18 protein-coding genes are annotated in these 19,267 nt (G+C 64.6%); 12 read left to right on the top strand and 6 right to left on the bottom strand.

The genetic code is table 11. From position 1 onward, the window contains the following. Window positions 1-88 precede the first annotated feature (88 nt). The 4 genes from LB529_RS21410 to LB529_RS21395 all read left to right on the top strand — a co-directional run bounded on the left by LB529_RS21410 (window position 89) and on the right by LB529_RS21395 (window position 2,672). Complete coding sequence (locus LB529_RS21410; protein WP_095769738.1) at window positions 89-751, top strand: YggS family pyridoxal phosphate-dependent enzyme; 663 nt, start codon at window positions 89-91, stop codon at window positions 749-751. A gap of 86 nt (window positions 752-837) precedes the next feature. Beyond that, window positions 838-1,092 (top strand): type II toxin-antitoxin system Phd/YefM family antitoxin, encoded by a 255-nt coding sequence (locus LB529_RS21405; protein ID WP_095769739.1) that lies wholly within the window; start codon window positions 838-840, stop codon window positions 1,090-1,092. After that, the gene (locus LB529_RS21400; protein WP_224712263.1) at window positions 1,092-1,493 is read left to right on the top strand and encodes a type II toxin-antitoxin system VapC family toxin; all 402 of its coding nucleotides are present in this window, start codon (window positions 1,092-1,094) and stop codon (window positions 1,491-1,493) included. Before LB529_RS21405 ends, LB529_RS21400 begins: the two co-directional genes overlap by 1 nt. Window positions 1,494-1,622: 129 nt before the next feature. Further along, the gene (locus LB529_RS21395) at window positions 1,623-2,672 is read left to right on the top strand and encodes an aldo/keto reductase (protein ID WP_224712262.1); all 1,050 of its coding nucleotides are present in this window, start codon (window positions 1,623-1,625) and stop codon (window positions 2,670-2,672) included. A gap of 58 nt (window positions 2,673-2,730) precedes the next feature. Here LB529_RS21395 and LB529_RS21390 read toward each other — a convergent pair whose 3' ends face one another. After that, window positions 2,731-3,636 (bottom strand): LysR family transcriptional regulator, encoded by a 906-nt coding sequence (locus LB529_RS21390; RefSeq protein WP_224712261.1) that lies wholly within the window; start codon window positions 3,634-3,636, stop codon window positions 2,731-2,733. Between the two features lie 120 nt (window positions 3,637-3,756). Here LB529_RS21390 and LB529_RS21385 point away from each other — a divergent pair, with 120 nt between their 5' ends. Then, on the top strand, window positions 3,757-4,944 hold the full coding sequence (locus LB529_RS21385) for an MFS transporter (protein WP_224712260.1): 1,188 nt from the start codon (window positions 3,757-3,759) through the stop codon (window positions 4,942-4,944). Between the two features lie 40 nt (window positions 4,945-4,984). Further along, window positions 4,985-6,019: an aldo/keto reductase gene (locus LB529_RS21380; protein WP_224712259.1), complete on the top strand. Its 1,035-nt coding sequence runs from the start codon at window positions 4,985-4,987 to the stop codon at window positions 6,017-6,019. Window positions 6,020-6,078: 59 nt separating this feature from the next. On the opposite strand, the gene LB529_RS21375 is transcribed toward LB529_RS21380, so the two are convergent. Further along, window positions 6,079-6,351: an usg protein gene (locus LB529_RS21375; RefSeq protein WP_095769745.1), complete on the bottom strand. Its 273-nt coding sequence runs from the start codon at window positions 6,349-6,351 to the stop codon at window positions 6,079-6,081. 302 nt (window positions 6,352-6,653) lie between these two features. On the opposite strand from LB529_RS21375, the gene acs reads away from it, so the two are divergent. Together acs and LB529_RS21365 are read left to right on the top strand one after the other, a co-directional pair. After that, window positions 6,654-8,609, top strand: a complete 1,956-nt coding sequence (gene acs / locus LB529_RS21370; protein ID WP_224712258.1) for an acetate--CoA ligase — start codon at window positions 6,654-6,656, stop codon at window positions 8,607-8,609. After that, on the top strand, window positions 8,609-9,376 hold the full coding sequence (locus tag LB529_RS21365; RefSeq protein WP_224712257.1) for an MOSC domain-containing protein: 768 nt from the start codon (window positions 8,609-8,611) through the stop codon (window positions 9,374-9,376). Before acs ends, LB529_RS21365 begins: the two co-directional genes overlap by 1 nt. 12 nt (window positions 9,377-9,388) lie before the next feature. Here LB529_RS21365 and LB529_RS21360 read toward each other — a convergent pair whose 3' ends face one another. From LB529_RS21360 to LB529_RS21350, 3 genes are all read right to left on the bottom strand, one after another. Next, on the bottom strand, window positions 9,389-10,657 hold the full coding sequence (locus tag LB529_RS21360) for an SAM-dependent methyltransferase (RefSeq protein ID WP_224712256.1): 1,269 nt from the start codon (window positions 10,655-10,657) through the stop codon (window positions 9,389-9,391). A gap of 403 nt (window positions 10,658-11,060) precedes the next feature. Then, the gene (locus LB529_RS21355; RefSeq protein WP_224712255.1) at window positions 11,061-12,476 is read right to left on the bottom strand and encodes a pilus assembly protein; all 1,416 of its coding nucleotides are present in this window, start codon (window positions 12,474-12,476) and stop codon (window positions 11,061-11,063) included. 423 nt (window positions 12,477-12,899) lie between these two features. Beyond that, the gene (locus tag LB529_RS21350; RefSeq protein ID WP_224712254.1) at window positions 12,900-13,769 is read right to left on the bottom strand and encodes a transglutaminase-like domain-containing protein; all 870 of its coding nucleotides are present in this window, start codon (window positions 13,767-13,769) and stop codon (window positions 12,900-12,902) included. A 171-nt stretch (window positions 13,770-13,940) separates the two neighbouring features. On the opposite strand from LB529_RS21350, the gene LB529_RS21345 reads away from it, so the two are divergent. Further along, window positions 13,941-14,606: an HAD-IA family hydrolase gene (locus tag LB529_RS21345; RefSeq protein ID WP_224712253.1), complete on the top strand. Its 666-nt coding sequence runs from the start codon at window positions 13,941-13,943 to the stop codon at window positions 14,604-14,606. On the opposite strand, the gene LB529_RS21340 is transcribed toward LB529_RS21345, so the two are convergent. Then, the gene (locus LB529_RS21340; RefSeq protein ID WP_140841867.1) at window positions 14,603-14,824 is read right to left on the bottom strand and encodes a DUF1674 domain-containing protein; all 222 of its coding nucleotides are present in this window, start codon (window positions 14,822-14,824) and stop codon (window positions 14,603-14,605) included. The two genes, LB529_RS21345 and LB529_RS21340, sit on opposite strands and share 4 nt — an antisense overlap. Window positions 14,825-14,940: 116 nt before the next feature. On the opposite strand from LB529_RS21340, the gene htpX reads away from it, so the two are divergent. The 3 genes from htpX (at window position 14,941) to LB529_RS21325 (ending at window position 19,223) form a co-directional block, all read left to right on the top strand. Continuing rightward, entirely contained in the window at window positions 14,941-15,978 is a 1,038-nt protein-coding gene (htpX, locus tag LB529_RS21335; RefSeq protein ID WP_224712252.1) for a zinc metalloprotease HtpX, read from the top strand. After that, window positions 15,975-17,351, top strand: a complete 1,377-nt coding sequence (locus LB529_RS21330) for an RsmB/NOP family class I SAM-dependent RNA methyltransferase (RefSeq protein WP_411962565.1) — start codon at window positions 15,975-15,977, stop codon at window positions 17,349-17,351. The genes htpX and LB529_RS21330 overlap by 4 nt, the downstream gene beginning before the upstream one ends. A gap of 126 nt (window positions 17,352-17,477) precedes the next feature. Beyond that, a complete protein-coding gene (locus LB529_RS21325; protein WP_411962564.1) occupies window positions 17,478-19,223 on the top strand; it encodes a heparinase II/III family protein in 1,746 nt (581 codons plus the stop codon). The last annotated feature ends 44 nt before the right edge of the window (window positions 19,224-19,267 follow it).

Here is a 19,267-nt window from a genome sequence, read left to right as displayed (position 1 = left end):
AATGTCGTCGCGGTGTTCACCATGGATTGCCGGACCCGTCAACTGCGGCGAGCCGGCCGACCATGAAAACTATAGGCAGGATAGTGGCATGACGAACGCCGTAGAGCAGCTTCACGCGGTCAGGGCGAAGATCGCGAACGCCGAGCGCGAGGCGAAGCGAGCGCCCGGCGCCGTCACGCTTGTGGCGGTGTCGAAGACCTTCGCGGCCGAGGACATCCGCCCCGTCATCGAGGCAGGCCAGCGCGTCTTCGGCGAGAACCGCGTGCAGGAAGCGCAAGGCAAATGGCCGGCGCTGAAGGCGGCATTCGCTGATATCGAGCTGCACCTGATTGGCCCGCTGCAATCCAACAAGGCCAAGGAAGCGGTGGCGCTTTTCGATATCATCGAGACGGTCGACCGTGAGAAGATCGCCGCCGAGCTTTCAAAAGAAATGGCGCGGCAGGGCCGGGCGCCGAAACTCTATGTCCAGGTCAACACCGGCTCCGAGCCGCAAAAGGCCGGCATCGAGCCGCGCGAGGCGGTCGCTTTCGTCAAACGCTGCCGCGACATGCACGGTCTCGCCATCGAAGGCCTGATGTGCATCCCGCCGGCCGATGAAAACCCCGGCCCGCATTTCGCGCTGCTGGAAAAGCTCGCCCGCGAGGCCGGTGTCGCGAAGCTCTCGATGGGCATGTCCGGCGATTACGAGACCGCCATCGCCTTCGGCGCGACCAGCGTCAGGGTCGGGTCGGCAATCTTCGGCAACCGGTGACGCCGTCACCCGCTATCTTTCCGTGGGGTTGATTGATGATCCGCTGCCGCCACGCTATATCTAGCCAAGCTAGCTAGGAGCTGCGGATGAACTGGCATCTTCAGGACGCGAAGAACAATTTTTCAAAAGTGGTCCAGCGCGCGCGAACCGAGGGGCCGCAGACAGTGACGCTTCGCGGCGAACGGGCTGCGGTCGTGCTGTCCGCCGAGGACTACGACCGCTTGGCCGGGAAGAAGAAATCGCTCGCCGAATATCTTCTGACCGGCCCCGGCTGGGACGATGAGTTTCATAAGGAAATCACCCGCCGCTCGGATACGATGATCCGGGACGTCGACCTCTGATGTATCTGCTCGATACGAACGTTGTTTCAGACGTGCAAAGGCGGCTGCCGAAACCAACCGCCTGGCTGGCTTCGGTTGATCCGACCTCGATCAGTCTCAGTGTGATCACCATTGGTGAGATCGAACGTGGGATCGTCAAGCAGCGCAAGACCGACCCCGACAGGGCAGCGCGGCTTGACGTCTGGCTGCGGGAACTGCGCCGAGACAATGCGGACCGCATCCTGGCGATCACGGAAGAGGTCGCCCTCGCGTGGGGCCGCATCACGGCCGGACGTACGCGAGGGAACGCCGACACCCTCATTGCGGCAACCGCCGTCGTGTACGACCTGATCCTGGTCACTCGAAACGTGGCCGACTTCGAAGGCATGGGCGTGACGGTCGTCAATCCCTGGGAAGTCTGACGTTTCAAGATCCGCTGATTGGCAACTTCACATCAAGTTGACCACCGCGCTTGCGCCAGAACTTGAAACGAAACGGACCGTTCCTATTTTGCTTGGTGCACATTCACTCCTTTCTCGGGGAATCTCACCATGCGTTATAATCAGCTCGGCAACACCGGCCTGTTCGTATCCGAACTCTGCCTCGGCACCATGACATTCGGCGCCGCCGGCGAGAATGCCCAATGGGGCCTGATCGCCAGTCTCGACCAGAAGGGCGTCAACGAGATCGTCGGCCGCTCGATCGCCGCCGGCGTCAATTTCTTCGACACCGCGGATGTCTATTCCTTCGGCCAGTCCGAGCAGCTGCTGGGACAGTCGCTCAAGGATCTCGGCGTGAAACGTTCGGATGTTATCATCGCCACCAAGGTGCATGGCGCCATGGGCAACGGGCCGAACGAGCGCGGCTCCTCGCGCGGTCACATCATGGATTCGGTCGACCGCAGCCTGGAGCGACTGCAGCTCGATCACATCGACCTCTACCAATTGCACGGCACCGACACGGTCACGCCGATCGACGAGACGCTGCGCGCGCTCGACGATCTCGTCGCCAGCGGCAAGGTCCGTTACGTCGGCGTCTCCAACTGGCAGGCCTGGCGCATCGCCAAGGCGCTGGGCATCGCGGAGCGCAAAGGTTATGCCCGCTTCGAGACTATCCAATCCTACTACTCGATCGCCGGCCGCGATCTCGAGCGTGAGATCGTGCCGCTGATCAACGAGGAAAAGCTTGGCCTGATGGTCTGGTCGCCGATGGCCGGCGGGCTGCTTTCCGGCAAATACGGCCCCGGCGCGCCCGGCAATGGCGAAGGCCGCCGCGCTTCCTTCAACTTTCCGCCGGTCAATGAGGACCGCGCCTGGGCGGCGGTTGCGGTCATGCGCGAGGTCGCCAGAAAGCACGATGTCAGCGTCGCCACGGTGGCGTTGGGCTATGTGCTGGCCAAACCTTTTGTGATGAGCGTCCTCATCGGCGCCAGCCGCATGGACCAGCTCGAGCAGAACCTCGCCGCGACCGGCGTGAAGCTCGATGCCGACGACCTCGCCAGGCTCGACGAGGTAAGCGCGCTGCCTGCCGAGTATCCCGGCTGGATGCTGGAGCGGCAAGGCGCCGGCCGGCGTCCCGCGCCGTTCGTGCCGAAGGCGTAATTCCGCTCAAGCAGACAGGTCGGAGCCGCGTGCCATTGGCGCGCGGCTCTTTCCTCATTCAGAGACGAACGCTTTCCGCGAGAAAATCGAGGAACGCTCGGACGCGGGCCGGCAGATGCTTGCCCTGGCCGACATAGACGGCATGCGTCGGCTCCTCGTCGCCTGGATTGAACTCCTCAAGCAACGGCACGAGCAGCCCGGCGGCGATGTCGGGTTCGACATGCCAGCGCGCCAGCCGCGCTATGCCGGCTCCTGCCAGCGTCGTTCGCCGCATCGCTTCGCCGTCGGTCAGCGACATGTTTCCGACAATCGGCATGATGATCGATTTGCCTGTCGCATCGACAAACGGCCAGCCCTCTATGTGCCTGGCGAAGCCGAAGGCCAGCATGTTGTGGCGAGCGAGGTCGGACAATGCGCGTGGCCTGCCGCGCGCTGCAAGATACGCAGGCGACGCGACCAGGACCATCCGGCTCTGGCCGAGCTTGCGCGCAACCAGGCGTGACTCGCGCAGCGGCCCGGCGCGGATGGCGACATCGGCGCGCTCTTCCAGAAGGTCGATGACACTGTCGGTCAGCACGGCTTCGACGAAAATCTCGGGATAATTTTCCAGGAAGCGCGGCAAGAGCGGCATCAGCCGGTGCTGGCCGAACGGCACATAGGAGTTGACCCTCAGCCTGCCGCGCGGCGCCGCGCCTGCCGCCGCTTCGCGCTCGGCCGCGTCGAGATCGGCGAGGATGCGCTGGCCGCTGTCATGGAAGGCAGCCCCTTCCGGCGTCAGCTGCAGCTTGCGCGTCGATCGGCTGATCAGCCGCGCGCCAAGCCGCGCCTCCAGCCGCGCGATCAGCTTGCTCACCGCCGACGGCGTCATGCGCAGCGCCCGCGCCGCGGCCGAGAAGCTGCCCGCCTCGACGACGCGGACGAACACTTCGATCTCGCCGGAGCGGTTGATGTCGGGCCTTGCCATTCGTGAATCTATTTCACAGAAAATGTGCCCGATGCAAGCTGGTTCACAACCTGGCGGATCACGATCTTCCGGTCGGGGCGCGGGACTGAGCGTCCCTTCCTGATCAACCGGACCGCAGCCATGCCCCTTGCTCTTTATGCCCTCACCGCCGGCGCCTTCGGCATCGGCGTCACCGAATTCGTCATCATGGGCCTGCTGCTCGATGTCAGCGCCGATCTCGGCGTCTCGATCTCGGCCGCGGGCCTGCTCATTACCGGCTATGCGCTGGGCGTCGTCGTCGGCGCGCCGCTGCTTGGCGCCTTGACCGGACGCCTGCCGCGCAAGACCTTGCTGCTTGCCCTGATGGTGGTCTTCACCGTCGGCAACCTCGCCTGTGCGCTGGCGCCCGACTACTGGACGCTGATGGCGGCGCGTGTGCTGACCGCCTTCGCCCATGCCTCCTTCTTCGGTGTCGGCTCCGTCGTGGCGACCGGCCTTGTCGCGCCCAACCGGAAGGCCTCGGCCATCGCGCTGATGTTCACCGGTCTCACCGGCGCCAACATCCTCGGCGTGCCCTTCGGCACGTGGCTCGGCCAGGCCTATGGCTGGCGTTCGAGCTTCCTGGCGGTCACGCTGGTCGGCGTCGTCGCCTTTGCGGTGATTGCATTGCTTGTGCCGCGCGACGAGCCGGCGACGCGGGACGAGGAGGAAAGCGCCGAAGGCACGCTCGCCGTGCTCGGCCGCCGGGCAGTGCTGCTCGGCCTTCTGACCACGGTGCTGAGCTGGGTCGGCGTCTTTGCCGCCTTCACCTATCTGGCGCCGATCCTGACCCGAGTCACCGGCTTTTCCGAGGGAGCCGTATCGCCGATCCTGCTCGTCTTCGGCGCAGGGCTGGTAGCGGGCAATCTGCTTGGCGGACGCCTCGCCGACCGGCACCTGGTGCCGACGGTCGTCGGCACGCTGATAGGCCTGTCGGCGGTGCTGTTCATCATGGCCGCGGCGATCCACCAGCCGGTCGCGGCGATCGTCGCCGTTGGCCTGCTGGGCGCTGCCGCTTTCGCCACTGTCGCGCCGCTGCAGATGTGGGTGCTGGAGAAGGCCAAGGGCGCCGGCCAGGGCCTGGCCTCCTCCTTCAACATCGCCGCCTTCAATCTCGGCAACGCCATCGGCGCCTGGCTCGGCGGCTTCGTCATCGACCACGGCCCCGGCCTCGGCGCCGTACCCCTGGTCGCGGGCCTGGTGCCGCTCGCGGCGCTCGGCGTCGTGCTGATCGCGCTGCGCCTCGAGCGCGGCCGGGCGATCGGCAAGCCGGTCACGGCGCAGTGCTGAGCGCTGACTCCCTTCGACATCCAATCAGGAGAGAAAAAACATGGATTATCGACCTCTCGGGGCCTCCGGCCTGAAAGTGCCCGCCCTTTCCTTCGGCGCCGGAACTTTTGGTGGCTCCGGCCCGCTGTTCGGTCATTGGGGCAACAGCGACGCGAAGGAAGCGCGCCGCCTGGTCGACATCTGCCTGGAAGCGGGCGTCAACCTCTTCGACACGGCTGATGTCTATTCGAACGGCGCTTCGGAGGAGGTGCTGGGCGAGGCCATCAAGGGCCGCCGCGACGCGGTGCTGATCTCGACCAAGACATCCCTGCCGATGGGCGATGGCCCGGCCGACTGGGGCTCGTCCCGCTCGCGCCTGATTCGCTCCGTCGACGCGGCGCTGAAGCGCCTCGGCACCGATTATATCGACTTGCTTCAGCTCCACGCCTTCGACGCCTCGACGCCGATCGAGGAGGTGCTGTCGACGCTGGATCACCTCGTGCGCTCCGGCAAGCTGCGCTATGTCGGCGTCTCCAATTTCTCCGGCTGGCAGGTGATGAAATCGCTCGGCCTGGCGGAAAAGCACGGCTATCCGCGCTATGTCGGGCATCAGGTTTATTATTCGCTGGTCGGGCGCGACTATGAATGGGAGCTGATGCCGCTCGGCCTCGACCAGGGCGTCGGCGCCTTGGTATGGAGCCCGCTCGGCTGGGGCCGGCTCACCGGCAAGATCCGCCGCGGAAAACCCTTGCCGGAGAAGAGCCGGCTGCACGGCACCGCCGATTTCGGCCCGCCGGTCGAGGACGAGCAGCTTTTCAAGGTGATCGATGCGCTGGAAGCGGTCGCCGCCGAGGCCGGCAAGACCGTGCCGCAGGTCGCCCTCAACTGGCTCCTGCAGCGGCCGACCGTGGCATCGGTGATCATCGGCGCGCGCAACGAGGAGCAGCTGCGCCAGAATCTCGGCGCCGTCGGTTGGGCGTTGACGCCGACGCAGATCGGGGCGCTCGATGAAGCAAGCGCGGTGACGGCGCCTTATCCGTACTTCCCCTATCGCCGCCAGGAAGGCTTCGCCCGGTTGAACCCGCCGGCGGTGTGAAGCCAGCGCTGAAACTGCCAATCTCCCCCCTTGCGGGGGAGATCAGCTGTACCGCCGCCTCAGTGCACCCGAAACTCCCCATCCACCTTCCGCCACTCGTTCGGCGCGATCAGCTTCTGATGCGTGTAGGTGACCGAATGCAGCGGGCCGTCGAGCTTGGTCTTCCAGAACTCGATGAAGCGGATCAGCACCGGGAATTCCGGAGCTAGGTCATAGTCCTGCCAGACATAGCTTTGCAGCAGGTGCGGGTGATCGGGGTAATGATAAAGGATCTTAGCCGTAGTCAGCCCGTATCCCCTGAGCATCAGATCCATTTCGGAATTGTCGCGCATTGCGTTTCCTTGGTTGATTCTCCTTCCTCCCAACGCTGAATTGTGCCCACGGTTGCTTAACTGTCTATGGATTTCTTCGAGACTCTGCAAAATTTTTGTCGTTAAAACAGGCGGTTAGCAGCCGCGAAGCGAGAGTGCTAATGGCTGGTCCAATTGCCCCTGCGTCATCCCGCCACGCGAATCCAACGTCTAATGTTGCCGTCACCGCGGAACTGTTAATAATGCCCGCGAATTCGCGGCCGCTTCGCCGCGATGGCGCCGGCGGCGCAAGCCGGTGGATGGTTTGGGAGGAAAGCAAAGAAATGTCCGATGTGCATGTCCACCGCGTCCAGCCGGCGTGGAAGAAGAACGCGTTGATCGACAACGACACCTATCTCAAATGGTATGCCGACAGCGTGAAAAATCCGGATAAGTTCTGGGGCAAGCACGGCAAGCGCATCGATTGGTTCAAGCCTTTCACCAAGGTCAAGAACACCTCCTTCGACGGCAAGGTCTCGATCAAGTGGTTCGAGGACGGCCAGACCAACGTTTCCTACAATTGCATCGACCGGCATTTGAAGAAGCGCGGCGACCAGACCGCCATCATCTGGGAAGGCGACAACCCCTATGACGACCGCAAGGTCACCTATAACGAGCTCTACGCGCATGTCTGCCGCTTCGCCAACGTGCTGAAGAAGCATGGCGTCAAGAAGGGCGACCGCGTCACCATCTACATGCCGATGATTCCGGAAGCGGCCTATGCCATGCTCGCCTGCACGCGTATCGGCGCGATCCATTCGGTCGTGTTCGGCGGCTTCTCGCCCGATGCGCTGGCCGGCCGTATCGACGACTGTAAATCGACCATCGTGATCACCGCTGACGAGGGCCTGCGCGGCGGCAAGCCGATCCCGCTCAAGGACAACACCGACAAGGCGATCGACATCGCCGCCAAGGCCGGCACCAAGGTCGAGAAGGTCGTGGTGGTGCGCCGCACCGGCGGCAAGACCGGCTGGGTGCCGGGACGCGACGTCTGGTACCATGAAGAGGCGCAGACCGTTAAGGCCGACTGCAAGCCGGAAAAGATGAAGGCGGAAGACCCGCTTTTCATCCTCTACACCTCCGGCTCGACCGGCAAGCCGAAGGGCGTGCTGCACACCACCGCCGGTTATCTCGTCTATGTCTCGATGACGCACCAATATGTCTTCGACTACCATGACGGAGACATCTACTGGTGCACGGCCGATGTCGGCTGGGTCACCGGCCACAGCTACATCGTCTACGGGCCTTTGGCCAATGGCGCCACGACGCTGATGTTCGAGGGCGTGCCGAACTATCCCTCGCAGTCGCGCTTTTGGGAGGTGATCGACAAGCACCAGGTCAACATCTTTTACACCGCGCCGACGGCGCTGCGTGCGCTGATGGGCGCCGGCGACAGCCATGTGAAGAAGACCTCGCGCAAGTCGCTGCGCGTGCTGGGTTCGGTCGGCGAACCGATCAATCCGGAAGCCTGGGAGTGGTATTACAACGTCGTCGGCAACGCCAAGGTGCCGATCGTTGACACCTGGTGGCAGACCGAGACCGGCGGCATCATGATCACGCCGCTGCCCGGCGCCACCGACCTCAAGGCGGGTTCCGCCACGCGGCCCTTCTTCGGCGTCCAGCCGCAGCTGGTCGACGGCGAAGGCAAGGTGCTGGACGGCGCCACCGACGGCAATCTCTGCATCGCCGATTCCTGGCCGGGCCAGATGCGCACCGTCTATGGCGACCACGACCGCTTCGTGCAGACCTATTTCTCGACCTACAAGGGCAAATATTTCACCGGCGACGGCTGCCGGCGCGACGCCGACGGCTATTACTGGATCACCGGCCGGGTCGACGACGTCATCAACGTTTCCGGCCACCGCATGGGCACGGCCGAGGTGGAATCGGCCCTGGTCAGCCATGAAAAGGTGTCGGAAGCCGCCGTAGTCGGCTACCCGCACGACATCAAGGGCCAGGGCATCTACTGCTATGTCACGCTGATGGCCGGCACCCAATCGAGCGAGGAATTGCGCAAGGAGCTGGTCGCGCATGTCCGCAAGGAGATCGGCGCCATTGCCACGCCCGACAAGATCCAGTTCGCGCCGGGCCTGCCGAAGACCCGTTCGGGCAAGATCATGCGGCGCATCCTGCGCAAGATCGCCGAGGACGATTTCGGCGCGCTCGGCGACACCTCGACGCTGGCCGATCCGGCCGTGGTCGACGATCTCGTCGCCAACCGGCAGAACAAGAAGGGCTGATGACCGGCAAGGCAATCCTCGGCACGGTCAGCCAGCTCTGGCGCTATCCGGCGAGCTCGCTCGCCGGCGAGCGGCGTGACGCCATCTCCGTCGGGCTGAAGACCGTCGACGGCGACCGGCTGTTCGGACTGGTTGATGCTTCCGACGGCGAGATCGCCAGGCCCGACCGCGAGGCCAAGTGGCACAAGGTGCCGCTGATTCGCACCCGGCTGAGCGAGGCCCGGAGGAACAAGGAATGGCGGCTCGAAGTGGCGGTGCCCGGCGGCGAATGGCTGCCGGCGCCGGATCCTGAAAGCGACCGCACGGTATCGGCCTTTCTCGGCTTCGAGGCCTCGATCCGGCCGTTCGGCGCGCAGAACGCAGCGCCTGGCTACACCGGCCCGTTGACCGAGCCCCGCTATGCCAAGGCGCCGATCCATCTGCTCACCACCGCCTCGCTGGCCAGACTGAAGGCGCTGCATCCCGAAGGGGTGCCCGATCCGCGCCGCTTCCGGCCCAACATCGTCGTCGAGATGGACCCGGTCGAAGGCGCCTTTCCGGAGACGCAATGGATCGGCAGGAAGCTCGCGGTCGGCGATCTGCTGCTCACCGTCTCCGAACCGTGCCGCCGCTGCGGCTTCACCATCATCGCCCAGGACGGTTTCGACACCGATCCCGGCATCCTGCGCAATTTGGTACGCCACAATGCCCATAATCTCGGCGTCTACTGCACGGTCGACCGGCCGGCACGGATCGAGCTCGGCGCGCCGATGCGCTTGATGGACTGAAGCGGGTCGGGTCTACCGGTACAAATCCGCCCGTGTCGGCGGCAGGCCGCTCGGGCCGCGGGCGCGCCTGGTGGCGACGGTCTGGAAAATCTGCGCCGAGGCGCGCTCGAAGGTGATCGAGCAACCCGTCAGATAGAGCAGCCACAGCCGCGCCTTGGGCTCGCCGACCTCGGCGACCGCCTCGTCGAAGCGTGCACTGAGGCGCTCCGCCCACAGGCGGCAGGTTTGCGCATAATGCTCGCGCAGGTTTTCCACGTCATAGACCAGGAAGCCGTGCGCCTCGAGATTGCCGAGCGTCATGCCGATCGTGTCGAGCTCGCCGCCGGGAAAGATGTATTTGATCAGGGCCTTGTATTCCGGCCCCTTGCGCAGGGTCTTCTTCAGGTCGCCCTTGCTGCGCCGGGTGATGGCGTGGTGCAGATAGATGCCGCCGGGTTTCAGCAGGCGATGGACAGTCGAGAAATAGGCAGCGTGGTTGGCGATCCCTAAATGCTCAAACATACCGATCGACGAGATCTTGTCGAAGCTGCCGGAGAGCTCGGCATAGGACTTTATCTCGATGGTGATGCGGTCCTGCAGCCCCTCGGCGCGAATGCGCTCGCGGGCAAGCTCCGTCTGGGCTTGCGACAGCGAGACGCCGTGACCGACGACGCCGTAATGCTTCGCCGCATGGATCAGCATCGCGCCCCAGCCGCAGCCGATGTCGAGCAACGTTTCGCCCGGCTTGAGCCTGAGCTTGCGGCAGATATGGTCGAGCTTGTCGATCTGCGCCTGATCGATGCCGTTGGCGAAATCCCTGAAATAACCGCAGCTGTAGACCATGCGCTCGTCGAGGAAGAGCCGATAGAAGGCGTTCGAAATGTCGTAATGGTGCTGGATCGCCTCCTTGTTCGACCCGCTGACATAAGGGTTGCGGCCGGAAAGATCGCTGCGCGCCGTCATTTGTTTGCGCGAGAAAAGCACCGCCGGCAGGTCGCGCAAAATCGCCAGCTTCGGCAACGATCTGAGCTTCGTCTTGAGCTTGCCTTGCGAAGGCAGCGCGTAGAAATCGAACAGCGTGCCTTCTTCGATGTCGATGGTCTTGGAAATCCACATCTCGACCAGCGTCGAGAAGCGCGGCCGGCGAAGCAATTGCCAGACGATATCCTGGTCGTTGATGGTGAGCACCGGACCGCCGGCGGGACCGATGCGCTCGCCGGTCCAGAGCTTGACCGCGAAACCCGGTTTCAGCGTCTCGACGACCGTTCGTGCGATCCGCGCGGCTTTGTCGGCGGCGTCCATTCTCACCTCCCGATGCGTCGAATGCGGGCCCTCCCGGGCGCCACTGTCATCCAACTGGCCTGCGTAGCGCAATCCCGATCTGTTGCCCAAAAACACCGCGGGCAGGGATTTCCCGCTTGCCATTCCGTCGCGGCACCTTGCCATTTGCCGCGACGCACCCCATCATCTGTGTGTGTTCAACGAACTGAAAGGAGGTGATCCGATGTCGAGTGATTTCGTTTTCCATAACGTGAGCTCAGCGGATTGCACTTTCGGGAAGCAGTCTTCCCGTTAAGGCGCGAGACGCGCGGCAGGTAGCCCGATGGGGTTGCCGCCGGAAGCCGCGTCATGGACGGAAACACGGAAGGCCGCCGGCTTCGTCAAGAAGCGGCGGCCTTTTCCTTTTTGGGGTCGGCGCTGCAGTTCAGCGGCTGATTGTAAGCTTTTCGATATTGCGGCTGATTTCGCCGAAGGCCTGTTTCAATTCGGCGCCGTTGGCGGCCTCGTAATAATGCTTGAGCGACGAGGTGTCGTCAGTCGCGCAGTCCTTCAACAGCGACTTGGCCTGATCGCGTTCGGTCGCGGACATAGCCGGGTCGTTGAGATCGAAGCCGATGGTGAATATCTCGATGCCGTCGCGTTTCATGTTATCGCAGATGTTTTCGGCATTGGCGCGCGACTTTTGACCTTGATCCTGCGACCGCGACGCGCCGCGTCCGCCGACAAAGGCTGTGTTGAACTGGCCGTCCGTCATCAGAATGGCGATCTTGGCCACCCTGTTCCGATCGAAGTTGGCGGGGCCGGCACCCAGGCGGGCGCTCGAAATTGCCGTGCGCCAGGATGGCGAGAGCATGTAGTAGCCCCATTGCGCGGCAATGCCGCCTGCGGTCACGCCTCCAGCCTGAAAATGATCGATCGCCGTCAGCAGCTTGTCCTCATCAGCGGTCAGCGGAACCAGCGCAGCCGTAGGGCATAGCGTCATGCGGTAGTCGCGGTTGACTTTGGCCAGATAGATCTTGCCCTGGTTGTCCCGCCGTTGCGTGTAGGGCCCGTCCGATGAATAATCGGCGTAGCCGTCCTTGTCCTTGCGCTCGGTTGCGCAATGATCGGAGACCGTAGCGGAAACCGCTACCGGGGCATCGATCGGCGGCGGCACTTTCGGCCCCGTCTCGGTCTCGACGAAGACGGTATCGGCCAGGCCGCCGGTGTTGACGGCTTCGGCGTAGGGTATGATCGATACCCGAATCCGGGGATCGTTGGGATCCCGGTTTTGATCCAGGAGATCCTTTACCGTCTGTGATGCGGCTGCCTGCAGGTCGCCGATCTTGTTGGTCTTGGTGCGCCAGTCGGGCCTCATCGAACCGGTGACGTCGAGCATCATCGCCACCTCGACGGTCTTGTCTGAATAGAGCGCCGAGGTCGAGGCGGTCACGCGGCGCATGGTGCTGGTGCTGAACAGCGGAAAATAGAGGCCGACATCGACATGCGCATCCGCCTGTACGGTGTTGGCCGTCCTGTTGACCGTGAGCCTGTCGAGCACGATCTGGTTGGCCTGCAGGATGCCGGCCGTGCTGTTGGCGTCGAGAAACGCCTGCACCGTTTTGTTGGCATCGGTTTCCGTGATGACGCCGAGGGTGAGATCGCGGGCCGTCGAGGTCACGGCGGCGTCGACGACGCCCTGCAGGCTCGATCTCGCATTGTAGAGTTGCGAGATGTTGACCGCGAATCCCACCCCCAGCGCGAGGACCGATGCGGCAGCTCCGAACAGTACCGCGAAATTGCCTTCGCGGTTGCGGGCAAAGCCGTCCACCCCACGAACGACACCTCTGAACTGCCGCATCCCTTCCGCCTCCACTGTCCGCGGCACCGTGCCGCTCGGCAGAGGCGTTGCAGGATTTCGGCCAGAAGCCGCCGTAAGGCGATTAACAAGAGGTTAATCCGTTGTTTTTGCTGACTTTCGGCAAATCTGAAGGTGAACCGGAAGTAAACGAAAATGCCTTGGAAACGCGACCTTCATGAAGCGCTTACCATAGTCTTGAAGACTGTCGCGGTCGTTCTCTCTTCGGCACAATCGAACTGTGCCGAAGCGGGTCAGCGGCTCCGGTGAAACATGGCGCAGCGCAGGGTCTGTTGAGATTCGGGTCAGCCGAGTCGAGAAGGGCGGCTTCCGAGAACCGGAGCGGAGCGTGCTTAAAGTACGTGAGCACCGGAAGCGCAGGAGGCCGTCCTTCGCAGGCCGGCCTCACCTGAATATCGACAGAACCTACCCCAGCATCTGCGCGCTGGCCGTCCGATCGACGCCGTGATGCGGAGGATTGAAGCGGTTGCCTTCCTGCTCGTAGGTCCAGACCTTGAACAGGGTGAGCCGATGCGGGCCGAAACTGTGCAGGAGCGGCACGTCGGTGGCGTCGCGGCCGCGGGCGATGACGACCCGGCCGATGCGCGGCTGGTTGTGGCGCGGATCGAACGTGTACCACTTGCCGTCAAGGAAGACTTCCATCCAGGCCGAGAAATCCATCGGCGCCGGGTCGGCCGGCACGCCGATATCGCCGAGATAGCCGTTCACATAGCGCGCCGGAATGTTCATGCATCGGCAAAGCGCGATCGCCAGATGCGCGAAATCGCGGCACACCCCAACACGCTCCTCATGCGCCTGGGCCGCCGTGCGCGTGGCCCGCGCATAGCCGTAGCCGAAGGAAAGCCTGCTGTTGACGTAATCAACGATCGCCTGGACGCGCGCCCAGCCGGGCGGCAAATGGCCGAAAAGCTGCCAGGCGACATCGCTGAGGTGGTCGGTCTCGCAGTAGCGGCTGCCGAGCAGATAGACCAGCACATCGTCCGGCAATTCCGCGACCGGCGTTTCAACTGCCAGCACATTGACCGTGTCGGTCTCGCCGCTGTCCTCGACCGCCGCGTCGTAAAGGATGCGGAAGCTTCCTGCGGGCGCCGTGAAACGACGGCAGATATTGCCGTGGCGGTCGCGATAGGTATGGGTCGGCACCGAGGGCGAGGTGAGGACCCGCGTCTGCCGCTTGATGTCGGCATGGCGGTCCGGATGGATGTCGAGAAGCGAGATGATCGGCGTCACGGCCGCGCATTCGATGGCGATTTCATAGCCGAGCCGGATCAGCATCGCATGCCCCCCTTGATGATTCTGGAAAGACTGCCCGCTCAACGCCGCGAGCCGGAGCTTGTTCCCGTGCCGGGATGAAATGGCGGGCTTTCGCCTTCTCAGGCGGTGCCGGCCGGTCTAAGCTGGGCTTTGCGTTTCGCCCCTCCCGAAAACGATTCTCCAGGACATCCGATGTTTGCAGGCTCAAAATTCGCCGCCTTCCTGTTCGACATGGACGGCACGGTGCTCAATTCGATCGCCGCGGCGGAACGGGTGTGGGCAAAATGGGCGGAGCGTCACGGCCTCGACGTGGCGAGCTTCCTGCCCACGATCCATGGCAAGCGCGCGATCGAGACGATCGCGGGACTGAAGCTGCCGGGCGTCGACGCCGTCGCCGAAGCCGATGCGCTGCTCAAGGCCGAGGCGGAGGACCTCGAAGGCATCGTCCCGATTCCCGGTGCCATCGCGTTTCTGCAATCGCTGCCGCCGGAGCGCTGGGCGATCGTCACCTCGGCGCCGCGCGAGCTGGCGCTGCTGCGCATCGAGGCGGCCGGTATTCCGGTTCCCGCCATGATGGTCACGGCGGAAGATGTCACCCATGGCAAGCCGGCGCCTGACTGCTTCCTTTTGGCGGCAAAGCGTCTCGGCGTTGAGGCGCGCGACTGCCTGGTCTTCGAGGATGCGCCGGCGGGCATCGCGGCAGGCGAGGCCTCCGGCGCGTCGGTGGTGGTGATCAGCGCCACGCATGTCCACCCGCTGGTCACGCCGCACCCGACAATCCGTTCCTATGACGAAATCGGCATCGCTACGGACGTCAGTGGCTGGATCGCGCTCGCGCCCGAGCGTGCGGTTGCTTAGAAGTCGGTGGCGAGCCCCTTCACCTCCCAGTCGCCGTAGCGGCCGGGCTCCTTGCCGCCGCGACCGCCGATTTCCTTCGGCAATTGCGCTTCGGCCGCTCGGTAGTTCCGGCGACGCGCTTCGGCTTCGGTCAACGCGCGCTGCGCCGCTGGGGTTAGCGTTTTTTGCGGCTCTTTGGTCGTTGCAACTGCTTCGGTTTTGCTGGGTTCTTCAGTCATGCGATACTCCCGCCGATTGAAACGACGACCGGCGCCTCCCATCATATAGCCATGACGACAGAAGGATCGACCCCTATTCGCCACCTCCTCCGCCATCAGACCAGACGGATGAAACGATGAACACGCTTCGCACCGCCATGCTCCTTGCCGCCATGACGGCGCTCTTCATGGGCGTCGGCTATCTGATCGGCGGCTCGGGCGGCATGGTCATCGCGCTTCTGATCGCCGCCGGCACCAATCTGTTCAGCTATTGGAACGCCGACAAGATGGTGCTGTCGATGAACCGCGCCGTCGAGGTCGACGCGAAGAACGCGCCCGAATATTACGCGATCGTGCAGGCGCTGGCCAAGCAGGCCGGCCTGCCGATGCCGAAGACCTATCTGATCGACAACCCGCAGCCCAACGCCTTCGCCACCGGCCGCAATCCGGAAAATGCTGCCGTTGCGGCGTCCACCGGCCTGCTCGAGCGGCTCTCCCATGAAGAGGTCGCGGCGGTGATGGCGCATGAGCTTGCCCATGTGCAGCATCGCGATACGCTGACCATGACGATCGTGGCGACGCTCGCCGGCGCCATCTCGATGCTCGGCAATTTCGCCTTCTTCTTCGGCGGCAGCCGCGAGAACAACAATCCGTTCGGCTTTGTCGGCGTGCTTGTAGCGATGATCGTTGCGCCACTCGCCGCGATGATCGTGCAGATGGCGGTGAGCCGCACCCGCGAATACGAAGCCGACCGGCGCGGCGCCGAGATCTGCGGCAACCCGTTGTGGCTGGCTTCGGCGCTCAACAAGATCGCGCGCGGCGCCGAACGGATCCCCAATGAGGATGCCGAGCGCAATCCGGCGATGGCGCATCTTTTCATCATCAATCCTCTGCATGGCGAGCGCATGGACAATCTGTTCTCGACCCACCCGAGCACCGAGAACCGCATAGCCGCGCTGCAGGAGATGGCGCGCGCGATGGGCGGCGCACCGCCGGCCGCCCGGCGCCAGGCTTCTCCGCCATCCATCCAGCCCGAAGAGCCGTCGGCGGGGCCATGGGGCAAGCCGGCGGACCCGCCGCCAGCGGAGGCTGAGCCGGCGCCGCCAAAGCCCAATCCGTGGGGCCGCAACCCGACCGGACCGCGCAATGTCCGGTCGAAGGGTCCCTGGTCGTGACGCCGCCGAGGCGCGGACATTCAGGCAATCCGCAACACAAGGCTGGTGACGAGAACGTCGCCGGCCTTGCCGCACGCAAGGCGGCGGCGCGGCTGCTTGCCGCCGTCATCGATGCCCGCACGCCGCTCGACGGGTTGACCGACAACGAGCACGGCCATCCGCAATACAAGGCGCTGGACGGCCGCGACCGGGCGCTGGTGCGCGCCATCCTGGTCACGGCGCTGCGCCACCGCATGACCATTGCCGGGCTTTTGTCCAAGCGCCTGGAAAAGCCGCTGCCGCCCAACGCCACGGCGCTCTCGCATATCCTCCATGTCGCCGCCGCGCAGATCCTGTTCCTCGATGTTCCCGACAGCGCCGCCGTCGACCTTGCCGTCACCCACGCCAAATCCGATCCGCGAACGCTGCGTTTCTCCGGCCTCGTCAACGGCGTGCTGCGTTCGCTGGCGCGCGCCAAGGAGGCTGAGCTTGTCCCGGCGCTTGCCGCCACCAGCGAGGCGCCGCGATGGTTCTCCGAGCGGCTGACCGCCGCCTACGGAGCCGACAAGGCGCGCGCCATCCTTGCCGCCCATCGCCACGAGGCGCCTGTCGATTTCACCGTCAAGGCCGATCCGGCGCTCTGGGCCGAGCGTTTGGGCGGCATCGTGCTGCCGACCGGAACCGTACGCGTCGAGAAGCTCGCCGCCAATGTCATCGACCTCCCCGGTTTCGCCGACGGCGCCTGGTGGGTGCAGGATGCGGCGGCAAGCCTGCCGGCACGCCTGTTCGGCGACATCAGAGGCCAGCGCGTCGCCGACCTGTGCGCCGCGCCCGGCGGCAAGACGGCGCAGCTTATCCTGGCCGGCGCCGAGGTGACCGCGGTCGACACCTCGAAGAACCGGCTGGCGCGGCTCAGTCAGAATCTCGAGCGCCTTGGTCTGACCGCCGAGCTCGTACAGACCGACCTCCTGGATTACCGGCCTGCGCCATTGTTCGACGCCGTGCTGCTCGATGCGCCCTGCTCCTCGACCGGCACGGTGCGCCGCCATCCCGACGTGCCCTGGACCAAGACCATGGCGGATGTCGAAAAGCTCGCCGATCTCCAGCGCCGGCTGCTTGCGCATGCCGTTGGTCTGGTCAGACCCGGAGGACGGATCGTGTTCTCCAACTGCTCGCTCGACCCCATCGAGGGGGAGGAGCTTTATGGCGGCTTCCTTGCCGGCAAGTCTGGCGTCGCCGCCGATCCGATCCGGCCCGGCGAATTTGCCGGCGTCGATCCGTTCCTGACCCCGGAGGGTATGCTGCGCACCACGCCGGCCGACCTCGCGCTGGAATCGCCCGGGATTTCAGGCTTGGACGGCTTCTTTGCCGCGCGGATGAGACGGACCGATTGAAACGTTATCTCGTAAAATTTGCTGGCTTTTTTAGCGACGGCACGGGCAAGGCGGCGTGAAGTGGTTCACTTCGGCGAAATCCGCCTTCGCATAAGTTCTTGAATCGCATAAGCTTGTGCTTGGGTTATGGGGACATCAGGAGGGCTATTGGCACTTGTTGCCGGCAGCACGACGCGTCTTTGGACGCTTGTCGCGAGGGAGTTCTGGCGCAAAACGCGCCAGCGCCTCCGCGCCGGGCCGATCTATCGCTGGCGCTATTCCGGCCGCACGCCCGAACGCGTCCTGATCGCCCCGCCTGACCTGCGGCTTGCCGATCCGCAGATCGCGCTGGAGATCTATTACGGCCGCTATCCGCTGTCCGGCCATCTGGTCGAGACCGGCGGCAGGTCGCCCTTCCAGATCGACGTGCCCAATCGCGGCTGGCAGAAATCGCTGCACGGCTTTCGCTGGCTGCGCCACATGCGCGCCACCGGCACCGAGCTTGCCGCGGCCAATGCCAGGGCGCTCGTGACCGACTGGATCGCCATGCACGGCAACCAGATCTCCGGCATCGCCTGGGAGCCGGGAACGACGGCCAAGCGCGTCATCGCCTGGCTGCAGCACTCCTCGGTGGTGCTGCAGGGCGCCGAATTCCCTTTCTATCGCGCGTTCCTGAAATCGCTCGCCGTGCAGATCCGCTATCTCCGCTCGATGGTGCGCGAGATGCCCGATGGCGAGGCCAGGCTGCGCGCCCGCATCGCGCTCGCCTTCGCCGCGCTGTCCCTGCCGGCGCCGGCCTCGGCGCTGCGTGCCGCGACACGCAACCTGGCCGAGGAGCTCGAGCATCAGATCCTGCCCGATGGCGGCCATATCTCGCGCAAGCCGATGGCGGTGCTCGAGCTGCTGGCCGATCTTCTGCCGTTGCGCCAGACCTATGCCAACCAGGCCGAGGCGCCGCCGTCGGCCTTGATCGGCGCCATCGACCGGATGTTGCCGGCGCTGCGTTTCTTTCGCCATCAGGACGGCAGCCTTGCCCGCTTCAACGGCATGGGCGCCACCATCCACGACCGCATCGCCACCATCATGCGCCATGACGACACGGTGGGCGCGCCGCTGCTGCACGCGCCGCATTCCGGCTACGAGCGCCTGTCGATGGGCGGCGTGACGGTGATCGCCGACACCGGCCTGCCGCCGCCGGTCGACGTCTCCAACGCAGCACATGCCGGCTGCCTCGCCTTCGAGCTCTCCTCCGGGCGCCAGCACTTCATCGTCAATGCCGGCATCGACACTTATGGCGCCCCGGAATTCCGGCCGCTGGCCCGCGCCACCGCCGCGCATTCGACCGCCACGCTCAACGACACCTCGTCGGCGCGCTTCAGCCACTCGCTGCGCGTCAGCGACCTTTTGGGATCGCCGCTGATCGGCGGCCCGCAGCATGTGCCCTGCAAGCGCCTCGACCAGAAGGGCATGCAAGGCTTCGTCGCCCGCCATGACGGCTATGTCCAGCAGTTCGGCTTCCTGCATGAGCGCGAGTTGAAGCTGACCAGCAACGGCAACGTGCTTGCCGGCCGCGATCGGTTCCTGCGCCCGGGCAATGCCGCGATCCGCAACAACGGCCGCGACTTCGTCACGGTGCGCTTCCACGTCCACCCGGACATCAGCCTGCTGCAGGACGACCACGACCGCCTGACGCTCGCCGGCGCGCAGGGCGACAGCTGGGTCTTCACCTGCGCCGAAGTGGTGCCGGAGGTCGAGGAATCGATCTACTTTGCCGGCCTGAGCGGGCCGCGCCGCAGCCGGCAGATCGTGCTCGCCTTCAAGGCCTCGGAAATTGCCGAGGTCCACTGGCAGCTGACCCGCACCGTTATCTCCGGCTATTCCGAAAACAACTGAGGCTGGCTGGCAAACGGCTGCGCGCCTGATCCCGGACTCACTTG

The sequence above is a fragment of the Mesorhizobium sp. CA5 genome, from assembly GCF_020165105.1.
GTDB lineage: Bacteria > Pseudomonadota > Alphaproteobacteria > Rhizobiales > Rhizobiaceae > Mesorhizobium.
This window is presented reverse-complemented; position numbering and strand designations above follow the sequence as displayed.